Source organism: Poseidonocella pacifica (assembly GCF_900111875.1).
Taxonomy (GTDB): domain Bacteria; phylum Pseudomonadota; class Alphaproteobacteria; order Rhodobacterales; family Rhodobacteraceae; genus Poseidonocella; species Poseidonocella pacifica.
The window spans coordinates 1,060,450-1,075,803 of the sequence record NZ_FOJU01000001.1 but is presented as its reverse complement, the minus strand read 5'-3'; the positions used below and the strand labels follow the sequence as shown (position 1 = coordinate 1,075,803).

The following is a 15,354-nucleotide window of genomic DNA, read 5'->3' as shown; positions in this document are numbered from 1 at the left end:
AAAGCAGCCCCGGCGACGTCGCCGGGGCAATCTTGCCTCTCCCCAGATGTGGGCGACCAACCTGCCACATGCTCGAGTTTTGCCTGCGCCATAGGTGGGAAGCTCTGCTTGAAGGACGCGCAAGTATGCACAAACCGAAGCAGGTTTGGGGAATGGCGATCCAGCTTCCAGACAGAAACACGTGACGGGCCTCTCTGCTGCTTCACAGCCAGAACGCATGGGTCGCCGCGCGCTTTATAGCGAGACCAAAGACCTCTGCACGCGAGCTGCTCCATGAAACTTGAGCAGTAGCACTGTTCAGCGGCCTGATCTGCAGTTTGACCAGAACACGTTGTTCCCACCCTTTCTCCAAAAGCATGTTCACGAAGCGTTATCCATGACCGGTGCATGGTTCACCTCTCCAACAAGGTCTTCAGAAGGAAGATATGGCGTTTTGACACATCCACTCCATGCAGCTTCGGCCGACGCGGCCGGTGAAACGACAAAGCAGCAGGCGGACGAGCTTGTCCTCGAAGCCCAGCTCCAACCCCTCGCGGATGGCGGCGTTGAGACATCGCGACTGCTCTCGGAAGCTCTCCGGTTAGACCCATCCAATCACGACGCGCAAATATTGCTTGAGCGCCTCCACCAGATGACCGTGCCGCGGTGGCACTTTCCAATGCTCGCGGACACAGGCCGTAACCAAGCCTATGCAAAGGCCATCGCGGAAAAGGTGAAGCCCGGTGACGTGGTGCTCGATATCGGCTGCGGCGCTGGCTTGACGGCGATGCTGGCCGCGCGCGCCGGCGCCAAGCATGTCTATACCTGCGAGCAACAGCCCCTGATCGCCGCCGCAGCGAAAGAGGTCATCGCAAGAAATGGCCTGAGCGACAGGATCACCGTGATCCCCAAATGGTCGCACGATATCAAGATCGGCGTTGATATGCCGGAGCAGGCAGATGTTGTTCTATCGGAGATTGTGGATACCGTGCTTCTCGGCGAAGGCGCGCTTGCCACGCTCACGCTGGCGATGAAGAGCCTCGCGAAACCGGGCGCCCGTTGTATTCCCGAGAGTGGAATGCTTTTCGCACAGCCAATCGAGAGCGATTCACTCTACGAAGTTTGGCGCCCACAGGCTGCCGAAGGCTTCGATCTGTCGGGGTTTCATCATTTCGCGACTGTTGCGCAGATGACGCCCGGTGAATTCGACGTTTGCAATCCGCGCCCCCTCGGAATTCGTGCGAAACTGTTCGATTTCGATTTCACCAATCCAAGCATGAAGGATGCCAGTATCTCCGGGAACCTCGTCTGCTCCGAAGCCGGGATGGTTCACGCTGTTTTGGTAACGTTCGAGATGCGTCTCACTGCAAGGATCACCGTTGGTAATGGCATCACCGCGAAAGGCCACTGGGGTCGAACCGCATTCCTGCTCAAGCACCCTGAAGCTGTGGCCGCCAGAGATATGATTTCGATCACGGCGCAGCATGACACCGCAGCGCTGAGCCTGACCGTCGATGGCATTGTCGCGCCGGAGGCCACATCGCAATCGGACGGGGCATCGACGACCGCGACCGGTAAGCATGAGATGGCTGCGTCACCTGCGAGAGTCCTGAAACTGGCGACATCGTAGGGGGGCGCAACCCCTTGTCCCGAAAGGTCTTGCAGGGGCGTTGCTCAACAAGTCCATAGGCCCGGCCATCTGTTGGTGGAGGCTGTTCGGTTCTTGCAAGGCCGACACGGCGGTAGCCTGTCGAAACCTTCGCGCGGGGGTGACGTAGCCCGCGAAGATACTTTCGGAGGGGCAATTTCCACCTAGGTAGGAGTCATCGGGCGGGGCACGGGTAAACATCGCGGTGAATCCCCCGGAGGAGATAGTATCGTACCTCCGGCCGGGGCACGCCACGCGCCGCGATATCTCCATCGTATAGGCCACGACATTGAACGGTTGATCTGTATGCCCAGACAGCGCTAGTGATCCCTTCCAAATGGGGGACTTTGCCAGTGACTGAAGAACAAGGTGATCCGCGCCACCTCGAGACGCTCGACCGGGATTTGGCGCGCTTTTCCAACCTCGAGATGGCGACGAGCTATGTGTCGCGGCCGATGGTCGGGTTGGGCATTTCCTTTGTCTTTGTCCTCTTGGCCGGCATCGCGGCAATGTTGTTCTTCGGACAGGAGACCAATCCGGCGATTGTCGTGGTTGCTGCGTGTCTCGGGGCCTACATGGCGCTGAATATCGGCGCCAATGATGTGGCCAACAACATGGGCCCTGCGGTGGGCGCGAATGCGCTGTCGATGGGCGGGGCGATAGCAATCGCCGTGGTGTTCGAGAGTGCAGGGGCCTTGATCGCGGGCGGGGATGTCGTCTCCACCATTGCCAAGGGCATCATCGCGCCGGAAAGCATGGGCACCGCCACCGTCTTTATATGGGCCATGATGTCGGCGCTGTTGTCCGCAGCGCTCTGGGTCAATCTCGCGACTTGGATCGGGGCACCAGTCTCTACCACCCATTCGGTCGTTGGCGGCGTCATGGGCGCGGGGATCGCGGCGGCAGGATTTGGCGCGGTCAGTTGGGCCACCATGGGGGCCATCGCCGCAAGTTGGGTCATCTCGCCGCTGCTCGGGGGCGTTGTCGCCGCCCTGTTCCTCTGGTTGATCAAATCGCGGATCATCTATCGTGAAAACAAGATCGCCGCAGCACGCAGATGGGTGCCCGTCCTCGTTGGTATCATGGCAGGGACATTTTCGACCTACCTCGCGCTCAAGGGGCTGAAGAAGATCATCAAGATCGATCTTTCGTCTGCGCTCATGATCGGGGTCGCGGTCGGCCTGCTCGTCTGGGTGGTCATGATCCCGATGATCCGAAAGCAGTCCGAGGGCTTGGAGAACCGCAACAAGTCTCTCAAGATATTGTTCGGCGTCCCTCTGGTCGTCTCCGCTGCGCTGCTCAGCTTTGCCCACGGTGCGAATGATGTGGCGAACGCAGTCGGGCCGCTTGCCGCGATTGTACAGGCATCGCAGTCAGGTGATTTCACACATTCCGTTGCGATCCCCTTCTGGGTCATGGTGATCGGCGCGTTTGGTATTTCCTTCGGGTTGTTCCTGTTCGGCCCCAAGCTGATCCGGATGGTCGGCGGGCAAATCACCAAGCTCAACCCAATGCGGGCCTATTGCGTCGCGCTTTCCGCAGCGATCACCGTGATTGTGGCCAGTTGGCTTGGTCTGCCGGTCAGTTCGACCCATATCGCGGTCGGCGGTGTTTTCGGCGTGGGGTTTTTCCGGGAATGGGATGCGGAGCGCCGTATCCGCAAGGCGCGATTGCAAATGCCGAACCGCCCGACCTATGCGCCGGAGGAACGCCTGAGACGAAAGCTGGTCCGTCGCTCTCACTTCCTGACGATCATCGCCGCGTGGCTCATCACCGTTCCGGCAGCAGCGATCTTGTCAGCGGTGATCTTTTTCCTGATCAACGCCGCGATCAACTGAACCTCGCCGCGTAGGATTGAGCGGATTGCGGGTGCCAGTTCCGTTTCGCGAACTGGCACCCGCCGATTTTATCACTCCCGCGCTGAGCGCATCAGGCGGCGCGCTTGGCCCTCGTACAATCCGGCGTCTTCACCGCATGGTGGCAAGCGTCGTCATTGTCCGAATGGTCATTCGCCGAGCGCGGCGCCGCATCCCCGGCGCTGAAGTACTCCGAAAATGGGCGGCCCTTGCCAGCGGCAAAGTCCATCCCGATGGCCACCCAGTCGATGGAGGCCGCCTGAGTCCAATCCCAATCGACCTGTGCGGCGCCCACAGTTTGGCCCGGGGTATTGCCGTAGGACACCAATTTCGACTGTTCCTTGAAGTTTTCGAACGTCTGATCCCACCGACCGTCGCGCCAGATCAAAGACATTGCCCCGCGTACCGGATCGTATTCGGCGGTAAATAGCGTGCCGAACCCCTCGCCATAGCGGTCTTGGATCAAAGGCGCCTTGAGGAAGGCCTCCGATAGATCGCTTGGGAACACGTCCAGCGCTTTGAGGTGATCGCGGCGCTCATGGCTGCGGGTAAAGGCGGGACGATCCGCCTTTGATTTGCCGGATTGGTGGTTGGTCGCAATTGCGCGTTTGCGTTGGCGCATGCCGCCGCCGGGTGTCATCTCCACGCTGGCGGTGCGGCCCGCGCGGTCTGCGACAACCAGATTATAGGCCATGTGCGACGGCACGCGGGACAATGCTTCGAGCGCTTGGGGCACGGTATCGCAGGTCTCCAGCACATAGCGCAGGATCGTCGCGATGCCGAAGCCGGGCCCAGTCTCCGTTCGCCCGCCATAGGCCAGAGCGATGGCGAGGCCCGCCTCGTTCACCCCGTCCGAGAGACCCCAGAGAAACTCCACCATTCCCATGACAGGCCGCCCCGTCCACTCTGTGCGGAGCAGCAAACCTTCGTTGAGATCAGGCGAAAGGTCATAGTTGCGAACAAGACGAACTTCGCCGTCTTTTGACTTTGCGGCGAGCGAACATCCCCCAAGATAAGTGGGCGGGCACCACGTAGACAGGAACCGGCGCGCACGGTCGGAGCCCCCGGCAAGATCAACCAAGGCGTCATAGACGGGCAGAAGCTCGGGCATATAGCGATGGAGCGCCGCGCGGCATGTCGCGGCATCGGGGCCGGCATCGCCGCCGCGGGCGACGAACCAAGCTTCGTAGGCGGGCCAGGATCTCTGCCAGCGCGCCGCCCACTTGGGGCCGGGACGGGCTTCGGCGATCGCATCGAACTCTAGGGAAAACGTGGACATGGATAACCTTTCGGGGGAACTAGTGGAGGCGGTCAGCGAGCGCCTTGCGGACTTCGGGGCTCGCTTGAAGCGAGCCAAGGACGGTCAGGGAGCCGATGGTCGCCCGTGCAAGATCGGCGGAAACATCCGGCGCGATACGAGCAAGGCCAACGACCTTGATATGAAGGATCTCGCCGGCGGCTTGGCACCGCTGAAGCTCTTCGCGGGTATAGTCGCGCAATCCAAGTTCAAGCGTTTGCCGGGCCAGCGAGGCACGCACGGTCTCTCCATGGGTGTCGAGCTGATTGCGGATCGCGGTGCGAATGAAATCGCTCCGGTTGGAGTAGAAGCCTTCCTGCACCAACAGGTCGATGCGACCCAGGTCCACGTAGCCAAGGTTGAGTGTGATCTTCTCACTCTCAGGCGGTTTGTCACGCGGCGCCATGATAAATACTCCCTATACCATCCATGTGGATGTAATTAGGATGGTCCACCCATAAAGGCAAGGGGACGATCCGTAGAACCCCGTTTGTCTCTATTGGCGCGAGGAAGTCCCGAGTGAACGGAAAACGCCGCGCCACAGCAATAGTTTCGGTGGGGAGTTAAGTGAAATATGCCGACACTGGGCGGCGTTCACGGGTCAACTGCCCAGATGCGCGGCACCTTCTGACCGGTTTTGGCCGTTTGGCGTGGGAATGGAGGCTGGCGGCCGTGCGCCAGCCTCAAGGTCAGGTCTTCACCTCAGAAGTTGAGGAAGCCAGAGTGTCAGCGCCGGGAAGAGGAGGAGCAGGGACACACGAACGAGTTCCGCGAGAAAGAACGGAACGACGCCTTTGAACGTTTCTATCATCGGCGTGTCCTTGGCGAGGGCGGAGATGATAAAGACATTCATCCCCACGGGGGGGGTAATGAGGCCCAACTCCACCACCACCAAGGCGAGTATCCCGAACCAGATCTTGAGGTCTTCGGTGCTCATCCCGAAGCCCGACCCCTCGGCGCCTTGATAGATGCCGCCGTTTATCTCCAGCAGCATGGGCCAGAAAAACGGGATCACCAGCAGGATCATCGAGAGACTGTCCATCAGACATCCCAGCAGGATCAGTGCGACGAGCAACATCACCATGATCGCCATCGGGGCAAGGCCAGAATCCGCGATCCATGCTGCGGCCTGTTGCGGCAACCCGATCCGCGACATGAAGATCTTCATGAGTTCGGCACCCAGCAGAATGAGGTAGATCATACCGCTGGTTTTCGCAGTGTTCATGAGCGCTGATGACATGGCCGACAGGCCGAGTTTTCCGCGCAGCAGGCCGTATAGCCAAACGAGAAAGACACCGATTGCCGCGGCTGGGGTGGGATTGAAGAAACCCGCATAGATCCCACCAAGCACGAGGCCGAAAATGATGAGGACGGGCAACAAGCCAAAGGTCGCGCTCAGAAAGTCGCGCCGGGATGCCGCGCCGCCAGGCGGGCCAGATTCTGGCCAGATCATCACATAGATCGCGATGGTCAGCATGAAGAGGAACACGGCGAGGATGCCGGGGAGGAACGCCGCGGCGAACATCGTCACAATGTTGGCTTCGACGATGACAGCATAGACGATGAGCACAACAGAGGGCGGGATCAGGATGCCAAGCACACCGCCTGCGGCAAGCGATCCGGTCGCGAGCGCGCCGGAGTAGTTATAGCGGCGCAACTCGGGCAGGGCGACCTTGCCCATGGTTGATGCCGTCGCGAGCGATGAGCCGCACACCGCGCCGAAGCCCGCGCAACCAGCGATCGCCGCCATTGCCGTTCCACCGCGCATCCATCCCAGCCACGCGTTCGCGCCACGGAACAATGCATGGGACAGACCGGCAAAGGTCGCCAGTTCCCCCATCAGGACGAACATGGGCACGACCGACAGATCGTAGATCGAGAATTGCCCATATGCGAGGGTCTTGAGTTGGCTCAGCAAAAGCTGCGGCCCGTTGAGCAGCGCAATGCCCGTGCCGCCCACGAGGATCATGGCATAGGCAATCGGCAACCGGATCGCGATGAGAACGACCAGCACCACCAGCGCGATGATACCCAGAGTGATGGGATCGCTCATGCGCGGACCTCGCTGAGGGATTCAATGAATGTCACGGCCGATGCGACGACCAGCAGGGCAAGGGAGATCAGGATTGGAACAAACCCCCACCAGATCGGAACCTGCAGGATCGCGGTGGTGTAATCATAGGTCTTCTGATCGACCATCCCGAGATACATCCGCCAGACCAGAATGCAGGCAAAGCCGAAGGCCACCAGCGATGCCAGAGCGCGCAGGGCAGCCAGAACGGGGGCAGGGGCCCGCGAGGTGAAGATGTCCGCAGTCACATTGGCGTCCGTGATCTGGCAGTAGGGCAGGAAGGCAAAGACGGCGACAGCGATCCCGATCTCCGTCAGTTCGAAATCCCCGGGGAAGGGGGCGCCGAACACCGCGCCCACAACCGACAGCACGTTGATGCCGACAACCACCAGCAAGAGCACGCCACCGAGCAATGCCCATGCCGTGGTAGCTAAAGCGACCGCAGCGGAAAGTCCGCTGCGGCCCGACGTTTCAGTCGTTGAGGTCAAATCACATGCCTTCCGAATTCGACTTGATCAGTTCACGCGCAGTCTCGACCATTGCGGCACCGTCGATCCCCTTGGCGGAGACGTCGTCGATCCATCTTTCGATAACGGGCTCAAGCGCTTGGCGGAATGCGTCGGTTTCCTCTTCGGTGAGCGTTACGTGGTTGTTGCCGGCATCGGTGGCCACCTTGATCCCGCGCTCGTCGATGTCGCGCCAGATCTGTCCGACCTCGGCCACCCAGTCACGCCCGGAGGCATCGCGGAAGGCTGCTTGAATGTCTTCGGGCAAACTGTCCCAGCGTGCCTTGTTCATGGAAACCTGAAAGGTGGTGGTGCCGAAGCGGGTCTTGTTGACCCCTTCGATCTGATAGTCCGTCTGGTCCTGAATCTTCAGGGCGGGGATGATTTCCCACGGAATGAATGCCCCATCCACGACCTTTTTGGAAAGCGCCTGCGGAAGGTCGGGCACGGGCATGGAGATCGGTGAGGCGCCAAGCGCTTCGATCACCCAAGCGCCGGTCCGTGTCGGAATCCGCAGTTTCAGGCCGTCCATATCGGCGGGGCTGCGCACTTCCTTGTCGACGGTCTGAATGGCCTGACCTGCGTGGACGTGAAGGAACATCGGCTCCACACCCTTGTAGTCATCCGCCAGATGCTCCTCGTACATGTCGAACAGAGCCAGGTTCGCCGCGCGGGGATCGTTGAGATAGACGAATGGCAGTTCGACCACTTCGGTGCGCGGGAAAAGGCCGGGGGTGTAGCCATTCACCGTCCAGATCAGATCGACGACACCGTCGCGCACCTGATTGATGAGCTCTGGCGGGCGGCCCCCCAGCGTCATGGAGGGAAAGATCTCGATCTTGACCTTACCGCCGGAATTCTCTTCGACCTGCCGGGCCCACGGCTCAAGCATGTCGGTCTGTGCCGGAGCTTTGGCGCCGAGGAAATGGTGCAGCTTGAAAACATGCTCCTGCGCCCATGCCCCGCTGGCGGCAAAGCTCAGCCCGGCGGCAAGCGCCAGAATCTTTTTACCCTTGATCATAGTGTCCTCCCAATACGAACCACCCGTATTTTGGCGGTGTGGTCCTCGTTTCTGTCGCGCTTGGGCGCAAGTGGGGTCAGCTTTGGTGTCCCTCATCGCGGCCCGGGCGCAGGGTTTTGGCCCGCTCGATGGCGCCGAACTCGCTGATCAGAATATTACAGATCCCCGTCCTCGCGCCTCCCCGTGCATATCGCGACCGCTGCTACGCAGAGCAGAGTCGCGATGGAGGGATAGAATAGGTGAGAAATCTCCGCATGAAATGTACTTTTGAGGTGGCTTATTGCAAATTTGACGGGAACATTTTCCGTCACTGGTCCTTGCCCGGCTCGGATGGGCGGGAAGTGTGACCAAAATGCATTAGTCGATCAATTTAGTCGGAATTGGCGACGGTGTCCTCTTTCGCCCGCGTAGCCTCGCGGTATTGTCGCGCCGGCCCGACTGGGCAAGGCTCCGCACCGCCGGACCCCAATCATAACTCCGAGTACTCTCCCCTCCAGCCTACGCAAGACAGGTCGGTGCTCATTGACACACCGAGGGACCAATGACCCAATCCGCAAAAGGGGGGCGCGCAAACGCGTTCCCGGCATCTTCCGTTGCAACCACGCTCGGGCTTTTGCCCACGCTTGCAATCTCTGCCATGGCCGTACCTGCCGCCGCGCAGCAACAGCAATCGGCCTATGATCTCGGCGAGATCGTCGTCAAAGCGCCGGAGCAGGAAACGCAAGGCTATCTGGCCACCGAGAGCAGCAGTGCAAAATCCACCGCCCCGCTCGTCGATACGCCCAAAAGCGTTACCGTTATTACCGCCGCCGAAATCCGCGATCGGGGGCAGACCTCGCTCGAAGAGGTTCTGCGCACCACACCCGGCGTGACACTGGGCGCGGCCGAAGGCGGCATTCCGCTGGGCACGCAGCCCGTGATCCGCGGCTTCTCAGCCGCATTTGACGTCAGCGTCGATGGTATTCGCAACGCCTCCCGCACCACCTATGAAGCCTTCAACCTCGAGTCGGTTGAGATCGCCAAAGGGCCGTCTGGCACCACCGGCGGACGCGGCACCACGGGCGGTTCTGTCAATCTTGAGACCAAGAAGCCGGTAGAGGACAACTTCACCGATACATCCCTCACCTATGGGACCGGAAAATTCCTCCGCGGGACACTCGACACCAATCGCGATTTCGGAGCCTTCTCCACGCGTCTCAACCTCATGGCGCAGTCCGCCGATGACCTGAACGGCCGCGAGGGCGTGACATCGGAGCGCTATGGTGTTGCCCCAAGCCTTCGGTATCAGTTGAACGGCACGACGTCTTTGACGGCTGGCCTCTACTACTATGAATCCCACGACCTGCCTGACTATGGCATCCCGATGTCCACGAGCGAGAGTGATCCGGACTATACCGTGGGCTCGGGCACCACGTGGGACCCCTACGAGCCTGCGGATGTCTCCAATGAAAACTGGTACGGCCTGCAGGATCGGGATTTCCGGGATCTGACCTCCAAGTCAGCCTTCGTCGCGCTGGACCATCAGCTTGGCAACGGATTGAATTGGTCAACGACGGTTCGCGTTACGGAGGATGAGAATGTCTATCTCGCCACCAAACTCGACGGCAAGCCCGATGGAGTGCTGCAGGATGCCCGCAACGGCAATAAGCTGACCAAGACCCAAGCGATCAATTCCCAGATCACTGGCAGCGGGACCGCTTTTGGCGTGGAGCACCAATTCGCCTTCGGTGTCGACATCTCCCGCGAGATCACCCGCACAGGGAGTGTTTCCGAGAACGGGACCGATCCCACGACGTCCTACAGCAATCCCAACTATAGCGCGGATTGGGACGGCACCAGCACCGTTGAGGACTTCAACGGCAAGGCCACCACCATCACGCGGGCCCTCTATGCCGTGGATACGATCACCTTCTCTCCCGAATGGGAGCTGAGCCTCGGTCTGCGCTGGGATGACTACAGGGTGAAATCCGATACTGTCGGACGGGGAGGCGCTTCCTCCGGCACGCTGGAGGATCAGTTCCTGAACGGCAATATCGGTTTGGTATATCACCCAACGGCGAACAGCTCGATCTATGCTGCGGTCTCTACCTCGACCAATCCATCGGCTGAGGGTGCGGCGATCCAAGGCGGCCTAGACGAAGAGAGTGCCGCGCTCGATCCCGAACGGTCCTACAGCTATGAGTTGGGAGGCAAGATGCTCGTGAACGACAGCCTTCTTGTCAGCGCCGCGATCTTCCGCACCGAAAAGGACAATGCGCGGATCAACAACGCGCTGGGGGAAACTGAACTTGCCGGTCGTACCGTCAGCAAGGGTATCGAACTGGGCATCGCGGGCCAGATCAATGATCGCTGGTCTGTGTCGGGCGGCTACACCTATACCGACGCGAAGATTGAGGAAGCCGGGTTCAATGGCAACGGAACGACGGAGTATGACGACGATACCGAAGTCACCAACGTTGCGCCGCACAGCCTTTCGATCTGGACGAGCTATGATGTGACCGAGGCGCTGACCGTCGGTGGTGGGGCAACCTACACGTCCGAGCGGAACGTGAACCGCGAAGGAACGACAGTCCTGCCCGCGCACTGGCAGGTGGACGCGATGGCGCGCTATGCCTTTGAAAACGATCTCGAAGTGCAGATGAACGTGACCAACCTGTTCGACGAGACGATCTATCAGTCTGGCCGGACGAATGATTTCGTCAATGTCGGCTCACCTCGGACCGTTTCTCTGACGCTGAACAAGCGGTTCTGAAGCGCTCAGGCAAAATTCCCCCGGGGCGGTATCACCGCCCTGGGGCCATCAGAAGGGAGACACCATGCTCGTAACCATTCCCGATCTGTTGAGCGCCGATGAACTCGCTCATATCCGCAGTGTCCTGGAGGGCACCGATTGGATCGATGGCCGCAACACGGCGGGGGATCAGGCGGCCCTCGTCAAGCGCAACCTTCAGGTGCCGGCAGATAGCCCCGAGGCCCGCGATCTGGGAAATATCGTGCTTCAGGCGCTGTCCCGCAGCCCAACCTATTCTTCGGCGGCGTTGCCGCTCAACGTGTTGCCGCCGATGTTCAACCGGTATGACGAAGGGATGACCTTTGGCGCCCATGTCGACGGGTCAATCCGGGTAATCCCGCAAACGGCACAACGTATTCGGACCGATGTTTCCACCACCGTCTTCATCACCCCGCCGGAAGACTATGACGGGGGTGAGCTTATCGTCCATGATACCTACGGTCAGCACAGCGTGAAGTTGCCCGCAGGCCATGCTGTGATCTATCCCGCCACCTCTCTGCATTCGGTGACTCCGGTCACGCGGGGGTCGCGCTGGGCCTCCTTCTTCTGGGCGCAGTCGATGGTCCGGGATTCTTGGCGGCGTAATATGCTCTACGATCTGGATCAGTCGATCATGCGCATTCGGGCGCAGTTGCCGGACGATGACCCCGGAGTTACGGGGATCACCGCGCACTACCACAATCTCATCCGCCAGTGGTCAGAAGTCTGATGACGAAACCTCAGATTCCGCCCCAGATCGTCAGCCTTCAGGACTACATCGAGACTGCGGCCGAGCAGGTGCCCGCAGGTCATTGGGCCTATCTGAGCGGCGCTGGAGCGGATGGCGTCACGCAAGCGGATAACCGGGCTGCGTTTCGGCAATACCGGCTCGAAAGTCGGGTATTGGCCGACCTCAGGGGCGGGCATACCCGGTTGCATCTCTTTGGGGCTGATCTCCAGCATCCGATCCTCGCCGCACCCATGGCGTTCCAACGGCTTGCACATCCTACGGGAGAGCAGGGCATGGCGCTTGGCGTCGCGGCGGCGGGGGGGCTCTCCGTGATTTCGTGTCAGGCGTCAACGCACATGGATGAGCTTGCCAAAGGTGCGCAGGGCCCCCTGTGGTTCCAGCTTTATCTCCAACCCGACCGCGAAGACAGCTTGCGCCTCGTGCGACGCGCCGAAGCGGCGGGATATCGTGCGCTGGTCGTGACCGTCGACGCACCGGTGAACGGGATGCGCAACATGGAGGCGCGAGCGGGGTTTTCCCTGCCGCCCGACGTTCGCGCCGTCAATCTCGATGGATGCAAACCGGCCGCCATGTCCGTGCCCCAAGGCGGCAGCCAAGTCTTTGACGGGTTTATGCGTGTCGCACCGCTTTGGCCCGATATTGCGTGGCTCCGCGCGCAGACCGACCTGCCGCTGCTCCTCAAGGGAATCCTCTCGCCGCGCGACGCGATACAGGCACTGGAACATGGTGCGGACGGGATCATCGTATCCAACCATGGTGGGCGCGCGCTCGACATGCTTCCGGCGACGCTCGATGTGCTGCCCGGTGTGGTCGACGCGCTCAACGGCAAGATTCCCGTCCTGCTTGACGGAGGGATCCGGCGCGGCACCGATGTTCTCATGGCCCGTGCGCTTGGGGCGGAGGCTGTTCTGGTCGGTCTGCCGCTCATGGCGGCGCTCGCCGTCGGAGGAGCGGCCGGGGTCGCGCATGCGCTCATGATCCTGCGGGCTGAGCTTGAGGTGGCCATGGCCCTCACGGGGTGCGCCTCTTTGCAAGGTATCACACCGGCTGCTCTGAACAGGGCCAGAGGTGCGTAAGGAATTTAGTTTTATAATTGAGTACAGATGGTTACGATGTGAACTGAAAGTGCCGTCGTAAGCGGGCCCCTTTCGGCTTTCACGTCTTGCGGGTCACGTCCGGGAGAATGTGGTGTGCGGAAACGGCGTCATCGCGCTGAGCTGCGAAGGATGGCAACGACGGATGGATGGCGACCCCGGTAGGACTTGAACCCACAACCTCGGACTTAGAAGGTCCTTGCTCTATCCAGTTGAGCTACGGGGCCGGCGGGCCCCTCTTAGCGCGCCTCAGGGAGCGGGGCAAAGTGGTTTTTGGCCTGCGCGGCGGCCTCGCGTGGAATTGGGCTTTCATACAGGGCCCGTGCGGTCTATCACCGGGCGCGCAAGAGACGAGGTTGGACACGCGATGGCAAAGATTACCTATATCGAATTCAACGGAACGCGCCACGAGGTGGAGGTCGCCAACGGGCTGACCGTCATGGAGGGCGCGCGGGACAATGCGATTCCGGGGATCGAGGCCGATTGCGGTGGGGCGTGTGCCTGTTCGACTTGCCATGTCTATGTTGATCCCACGTGGGTGGAAAAGCTTCCGCCCCGGGATGACATGGAAGAAGACATGCTCGATTTCGCCTATGAGCCGGATCCAGCGCGGTCGCGTTTGACGTGCCAGCTCAAGGTGACGGATGCGCTCGATGGGCTTATCGTGCAGATGCCCGAAAAACAGATCTGATGCGCCGGGGGCGACCGAGGTTGATGCGGCCTTCGTGTTCCCCCGCCCATTCCGCATGCCTTTGGTTCAGCCTCTGTCTTGCCCTGCTCGGCGGGGTGAGCCTGGCACAGGAACCCCAGTCGATTGTTCAGGCCGAGTTCGCTGAACCTACCGATCGCTATGACCATGCAATCCTCGGCGATGCCATGGAGTGGGGCGCACTTCGGTTGACGGTTGAGGGCGGTGCGACGCGGATACTTCGCCTGCCGCAAACGCGGGTGTTCGAGGATTTGACGCCGCGCCTTGTCGATCTGGATGCCGACGGCATGGCCGAGGTGATCGTGGTGGAAACCGATATGACGCGCGGCGCGCGCCTGTCTGTTTATGGTGCCGATGGGTTGCGTGCCGCCACCCCCTATATCGGTCACACGCACCGCTGGCTTGCCCCGGTCGGAGCGGCGGATTTCGACGGGGACGGACAGATGGAGATCGCCTATGTGGACCGCCCCCATCTGGCAAAGACGTTGAGGGTATGGCGCTTTGCGGGCGGGGAACTGTCGGAAATTGCCGCAATCGACGGGTTGACCAACCATCGGATCGGCTGGGCCGAGATCCCCGGCGGCATACGTGACTGTGACGGACCCCCAGAGATCATTACCGCCAATGCGAACTGGACGCGGATCATGGCGACGCGCCTCGAGCGCGGGGTGCTCGTGCCTCGGGATATCGGCGCGTATACTAGGCCAAGCTCGCTGACCCGCGCCGCGGAAACGTGCGGGCGCTAGGGCTCCAGAAACCTGACGCCGGGCAAGGCACGGATCGACGGTAACTCGGCGTCGTAGAGCGCCCCGAGGCGCTGTACCGTATCATCTGTCCAGCCGGGCAAGTCCGCGTCTTGTACCATTTTCTCTGCAATGGCCCCCTCTCGCAGATAGGCCGTGATGACGCGCATCCGCCCCTCCGCCGTCGCAGGCGGGCGTTCCTCAAGGTGTTCGCTGAGCCGCGCGAAGATCGTCGGGTCGGTGATCTCACTCACTAGGGAAAGTTCGCCTTCCATCGGAATATCCGCTGGAATTCCCGCAAGTTCGTGCAGGATCTGCCCCCAGAGAAGGGGGGTATCCTCATTGCACCACACGGTAAGCGGAATCCCCGGAACCGAGGCCTTCAGCCGGTTGAGCAGCTCCAGCCAACTGATGCGCTCAGGATCGGCGCTTCCCAGAAAATCCTCAAAACTGCGGTTGCGCACCTGTGCGAAAGCCGCAGGCAGGAAGCTAGCCGGATCGCGGATGGCGAGAAATATCTCCAACTCGTCCGCGCGGAAAAGCTCGGCGAAGCTGGCGAGGCGCTTGCCCATCAGCCGATAGAACTGTCCTTCATCAAAGATCCGGTGCGGCAAACAGGCGAAACTCTCATGCGAGAGCACCAAACGCTCACAGCCGTCGCCTTCGAGAATGGCATCGAGCAGGATTTCCCGCGTATCGGGCGCCGGGTCGGAGCCGATCAGGGCCAGCATCGTCTCTCGCAGCAGCTGACGATATCGTGACGGGCCGGGAACGTGGGTTCCGTGCTCGCGCAGGAGATCGGCATTGCGCAGCAACCCCTTGAGCAAGCGGTCCTCATCGGTCGAATGGGCGCCAATATGCAGGGCGATCTTCATCAAAAGGGCCTTCTGCCTCGTTTTGCTCGGCGTA

The 15,354-nt window shown here is 60.9% G+C and carries 13 protein-coding genes and 1 tRNA gene; 7 read left to right on the top strand and 7 right to left on the bottom strand.

Annotated elements, in window-relative coordinates; translation table 11 throughout:
- Positions 1-433 precede the first annotated feature (433 nt).
- Entirely contained in the window at positions 434-1,609 is a 1,176-nt protein-coding gene (locus tag BM234_RS05125) for a class I SAM-dependent methyltransferase (protein WP_245752491.1), read from the top strand.
- Between the two features lie 371 nt (positions 1,610-1,980).
- Positions 1,981-3,465 (top strand): inorganic phosphate transporter, encoded by a 1,485-nt coding sequence (locus BM234_RS05120; RefSeq protein WP_092061212.1) that lies wholly within the window; start codon positions 1,981-1,983, stop codon positions 3,463-3,465.
- 91 nt (positions 3,466-3,556) lie between these two features.
- Here the strand turns inward: BM234_RS05120 and BM234_RS05115 are convergent, their stop codons facing one another.
- The 5 genes from BM234_RS05115 to BM234_RS05095 form a co-directional block, all read right to left on the bottom strand.
- On the bottom strand, positions 3,557-4,762 hold the full coding sequence (locus tag BM234_RS05115) for a C45 family autoproteolytic acyltransferase/hydrolase (protein WP_092061210.1): 1,206 nt from the start codon (positions 4,760-4,762) through the stop codon (positions 3,557-3,559).
- A 19-nt stretch (positions 4,763-4,781) separates the two neighbouring features.
- Positions 4,782-5,186 carry a CopG family transcriptional regulator gene (locus BM234_RS05110; protein WP_092061208.1) on the bottom strand — a complete coding sequence of 135 codons (405 nt, stop codon included), beginning with the start codon at positions 5,184-5,186 and terminating at the stop codon, positions 4,782-4,784.
- Positions 5,187-5,477: 291 nt separating this feature from the next.
- Positions 5,478-6,833 (bottom strand): TRAP transporter large permease, encoded by a 1,356-nt coding sequence (locus BM234_RS05105; RefSeq protein WP_092061206.1) that lies wholly within the window; start codon positions 6,831-6,833, stop codon positions 5,478-5,480.
- Positions 6,830-7,339 carry a TRAP transporter small permease gene (locus tag BM234_RS05100; RefSeq protein ID WP_092061204.1) on the bottom strand — a complete coding sequence of 170 codons (510 nt, stop codon included), beginning with the start codon at positions 7,337-7,339 and terminating at the stop codon, positions 6,830-6,832. The genes BM234_RS05105 and BM234_RS05100 overlap by 4 nt, the downstream gene beginning before the upstream one ends.
- Before the next feature lies 1 nt (position 7,340).
- Entirely contained in the window at positions 7,341-8,378 is a 1,038-nt protein-coding gene (locus BM234_RS05095; protein ID WP_092061202.1) for a TRAP transporter substrate-binding protein, read from the bottom strand.
- Positions 8,379-8,919: 541 nt separating this feature from the next.
- Here BM234_RS05095 and BM234_RS05090 point away from each other — a divergent pair.
- From BM234_RS05090 to BM234_RS05080, 3 genes are all read left to right on the top strand, one after another.
- The gene (locus BM234_RS05090; RefSeq protein ID WP_092061200.1) at positions 8,920-11,130 is read left to right on the top strand and encodes a TonB-dependent receptor; all 2,211 of its coding nucleotides are present in this window, start codon (positions 8,920-8,922) and stop codon (positions 11,128-11,130) included.
- A 64-nt stretch (positions 11,131-11,194) separates the two neighbouring features.
- A complete protein-coding gene (locus BM234_RS05085) occupies positions 11,195-11,878 on the top strand; it encodes a Fe2+-dependent dioxygenase (protein ID WP_092061198.1) in 684 nt (227 codons plus the stop codon).
- On the top strand, positions 11,878-12,975 hold the full coding sequence (locus BM234_RS05080) for an alpha-hydroxy acid oxidase (protein ID WP_092061196.1): 1,098 nt from the start codon (positions 11,878-11,880) through the stop codon (positions 12,973-12,975). Before BM234_RS05085 ends, BM234_RS05080 begins: the two co-directional genes overlap by 1 nt.
- A gap of 168 nt (positions 12,976-13,143) precedes the next feature.
- Here the strand turns inward: BM234_RS05080 and BM234_RS05075 are convergent.
- Positions 13,144-13,220: transfer RNA gene (locus BM234_RS05075), tRNA-Arg, on the bottom strand.
- A 140-nt stretch (positions 13,221-13,360) separates the two neighbouring features.
- On the opposite strand from BM234_RS05075, the gene BM234_RS05070 reads away from it, so the two are divergent.
- Positions 13,361-13,684, top strand: coding sequence for a 2Fe-2S iron-sulfur cluster-binding protein (locus BM234_RS05070; protein ID WP_092061194.1), 324 nt, complete (start codon positions 13,361-13,363; stop codon positions 13,682-13,684).
- 23 nt (positions 13,685-13,707) lie between these two features.
- Positions 13,708-14,448: an FG-GAP repeat domain-containing protein gene (locus BM234_RS05065; protein WP_092061192.1), complete on the top strand. Its 741-nt coding sequence runs from the start codon at positions 13,708-13,710 to the stop codon at positions 14,446-14,448.
- Here the strand turns inward: BM234_RS05065 and BM234_RS05060 are convergent.
- A complete protein-coding gene (locus tag BM234_RS05060) occupies positions 14,445-15,320 on the bottom strand; it encodes a hypothetical protein (protein WP_092061190.1) in 876 nt (291 codons plus the stop codon). The two genes, BM234_RS05065 and BM234_RS05060, sit on opposite strands and share 4 nt — an antisense overlap.
- Between the last annotated feature and the right edge of the window lie 34 nt (positions 15,321-15,354).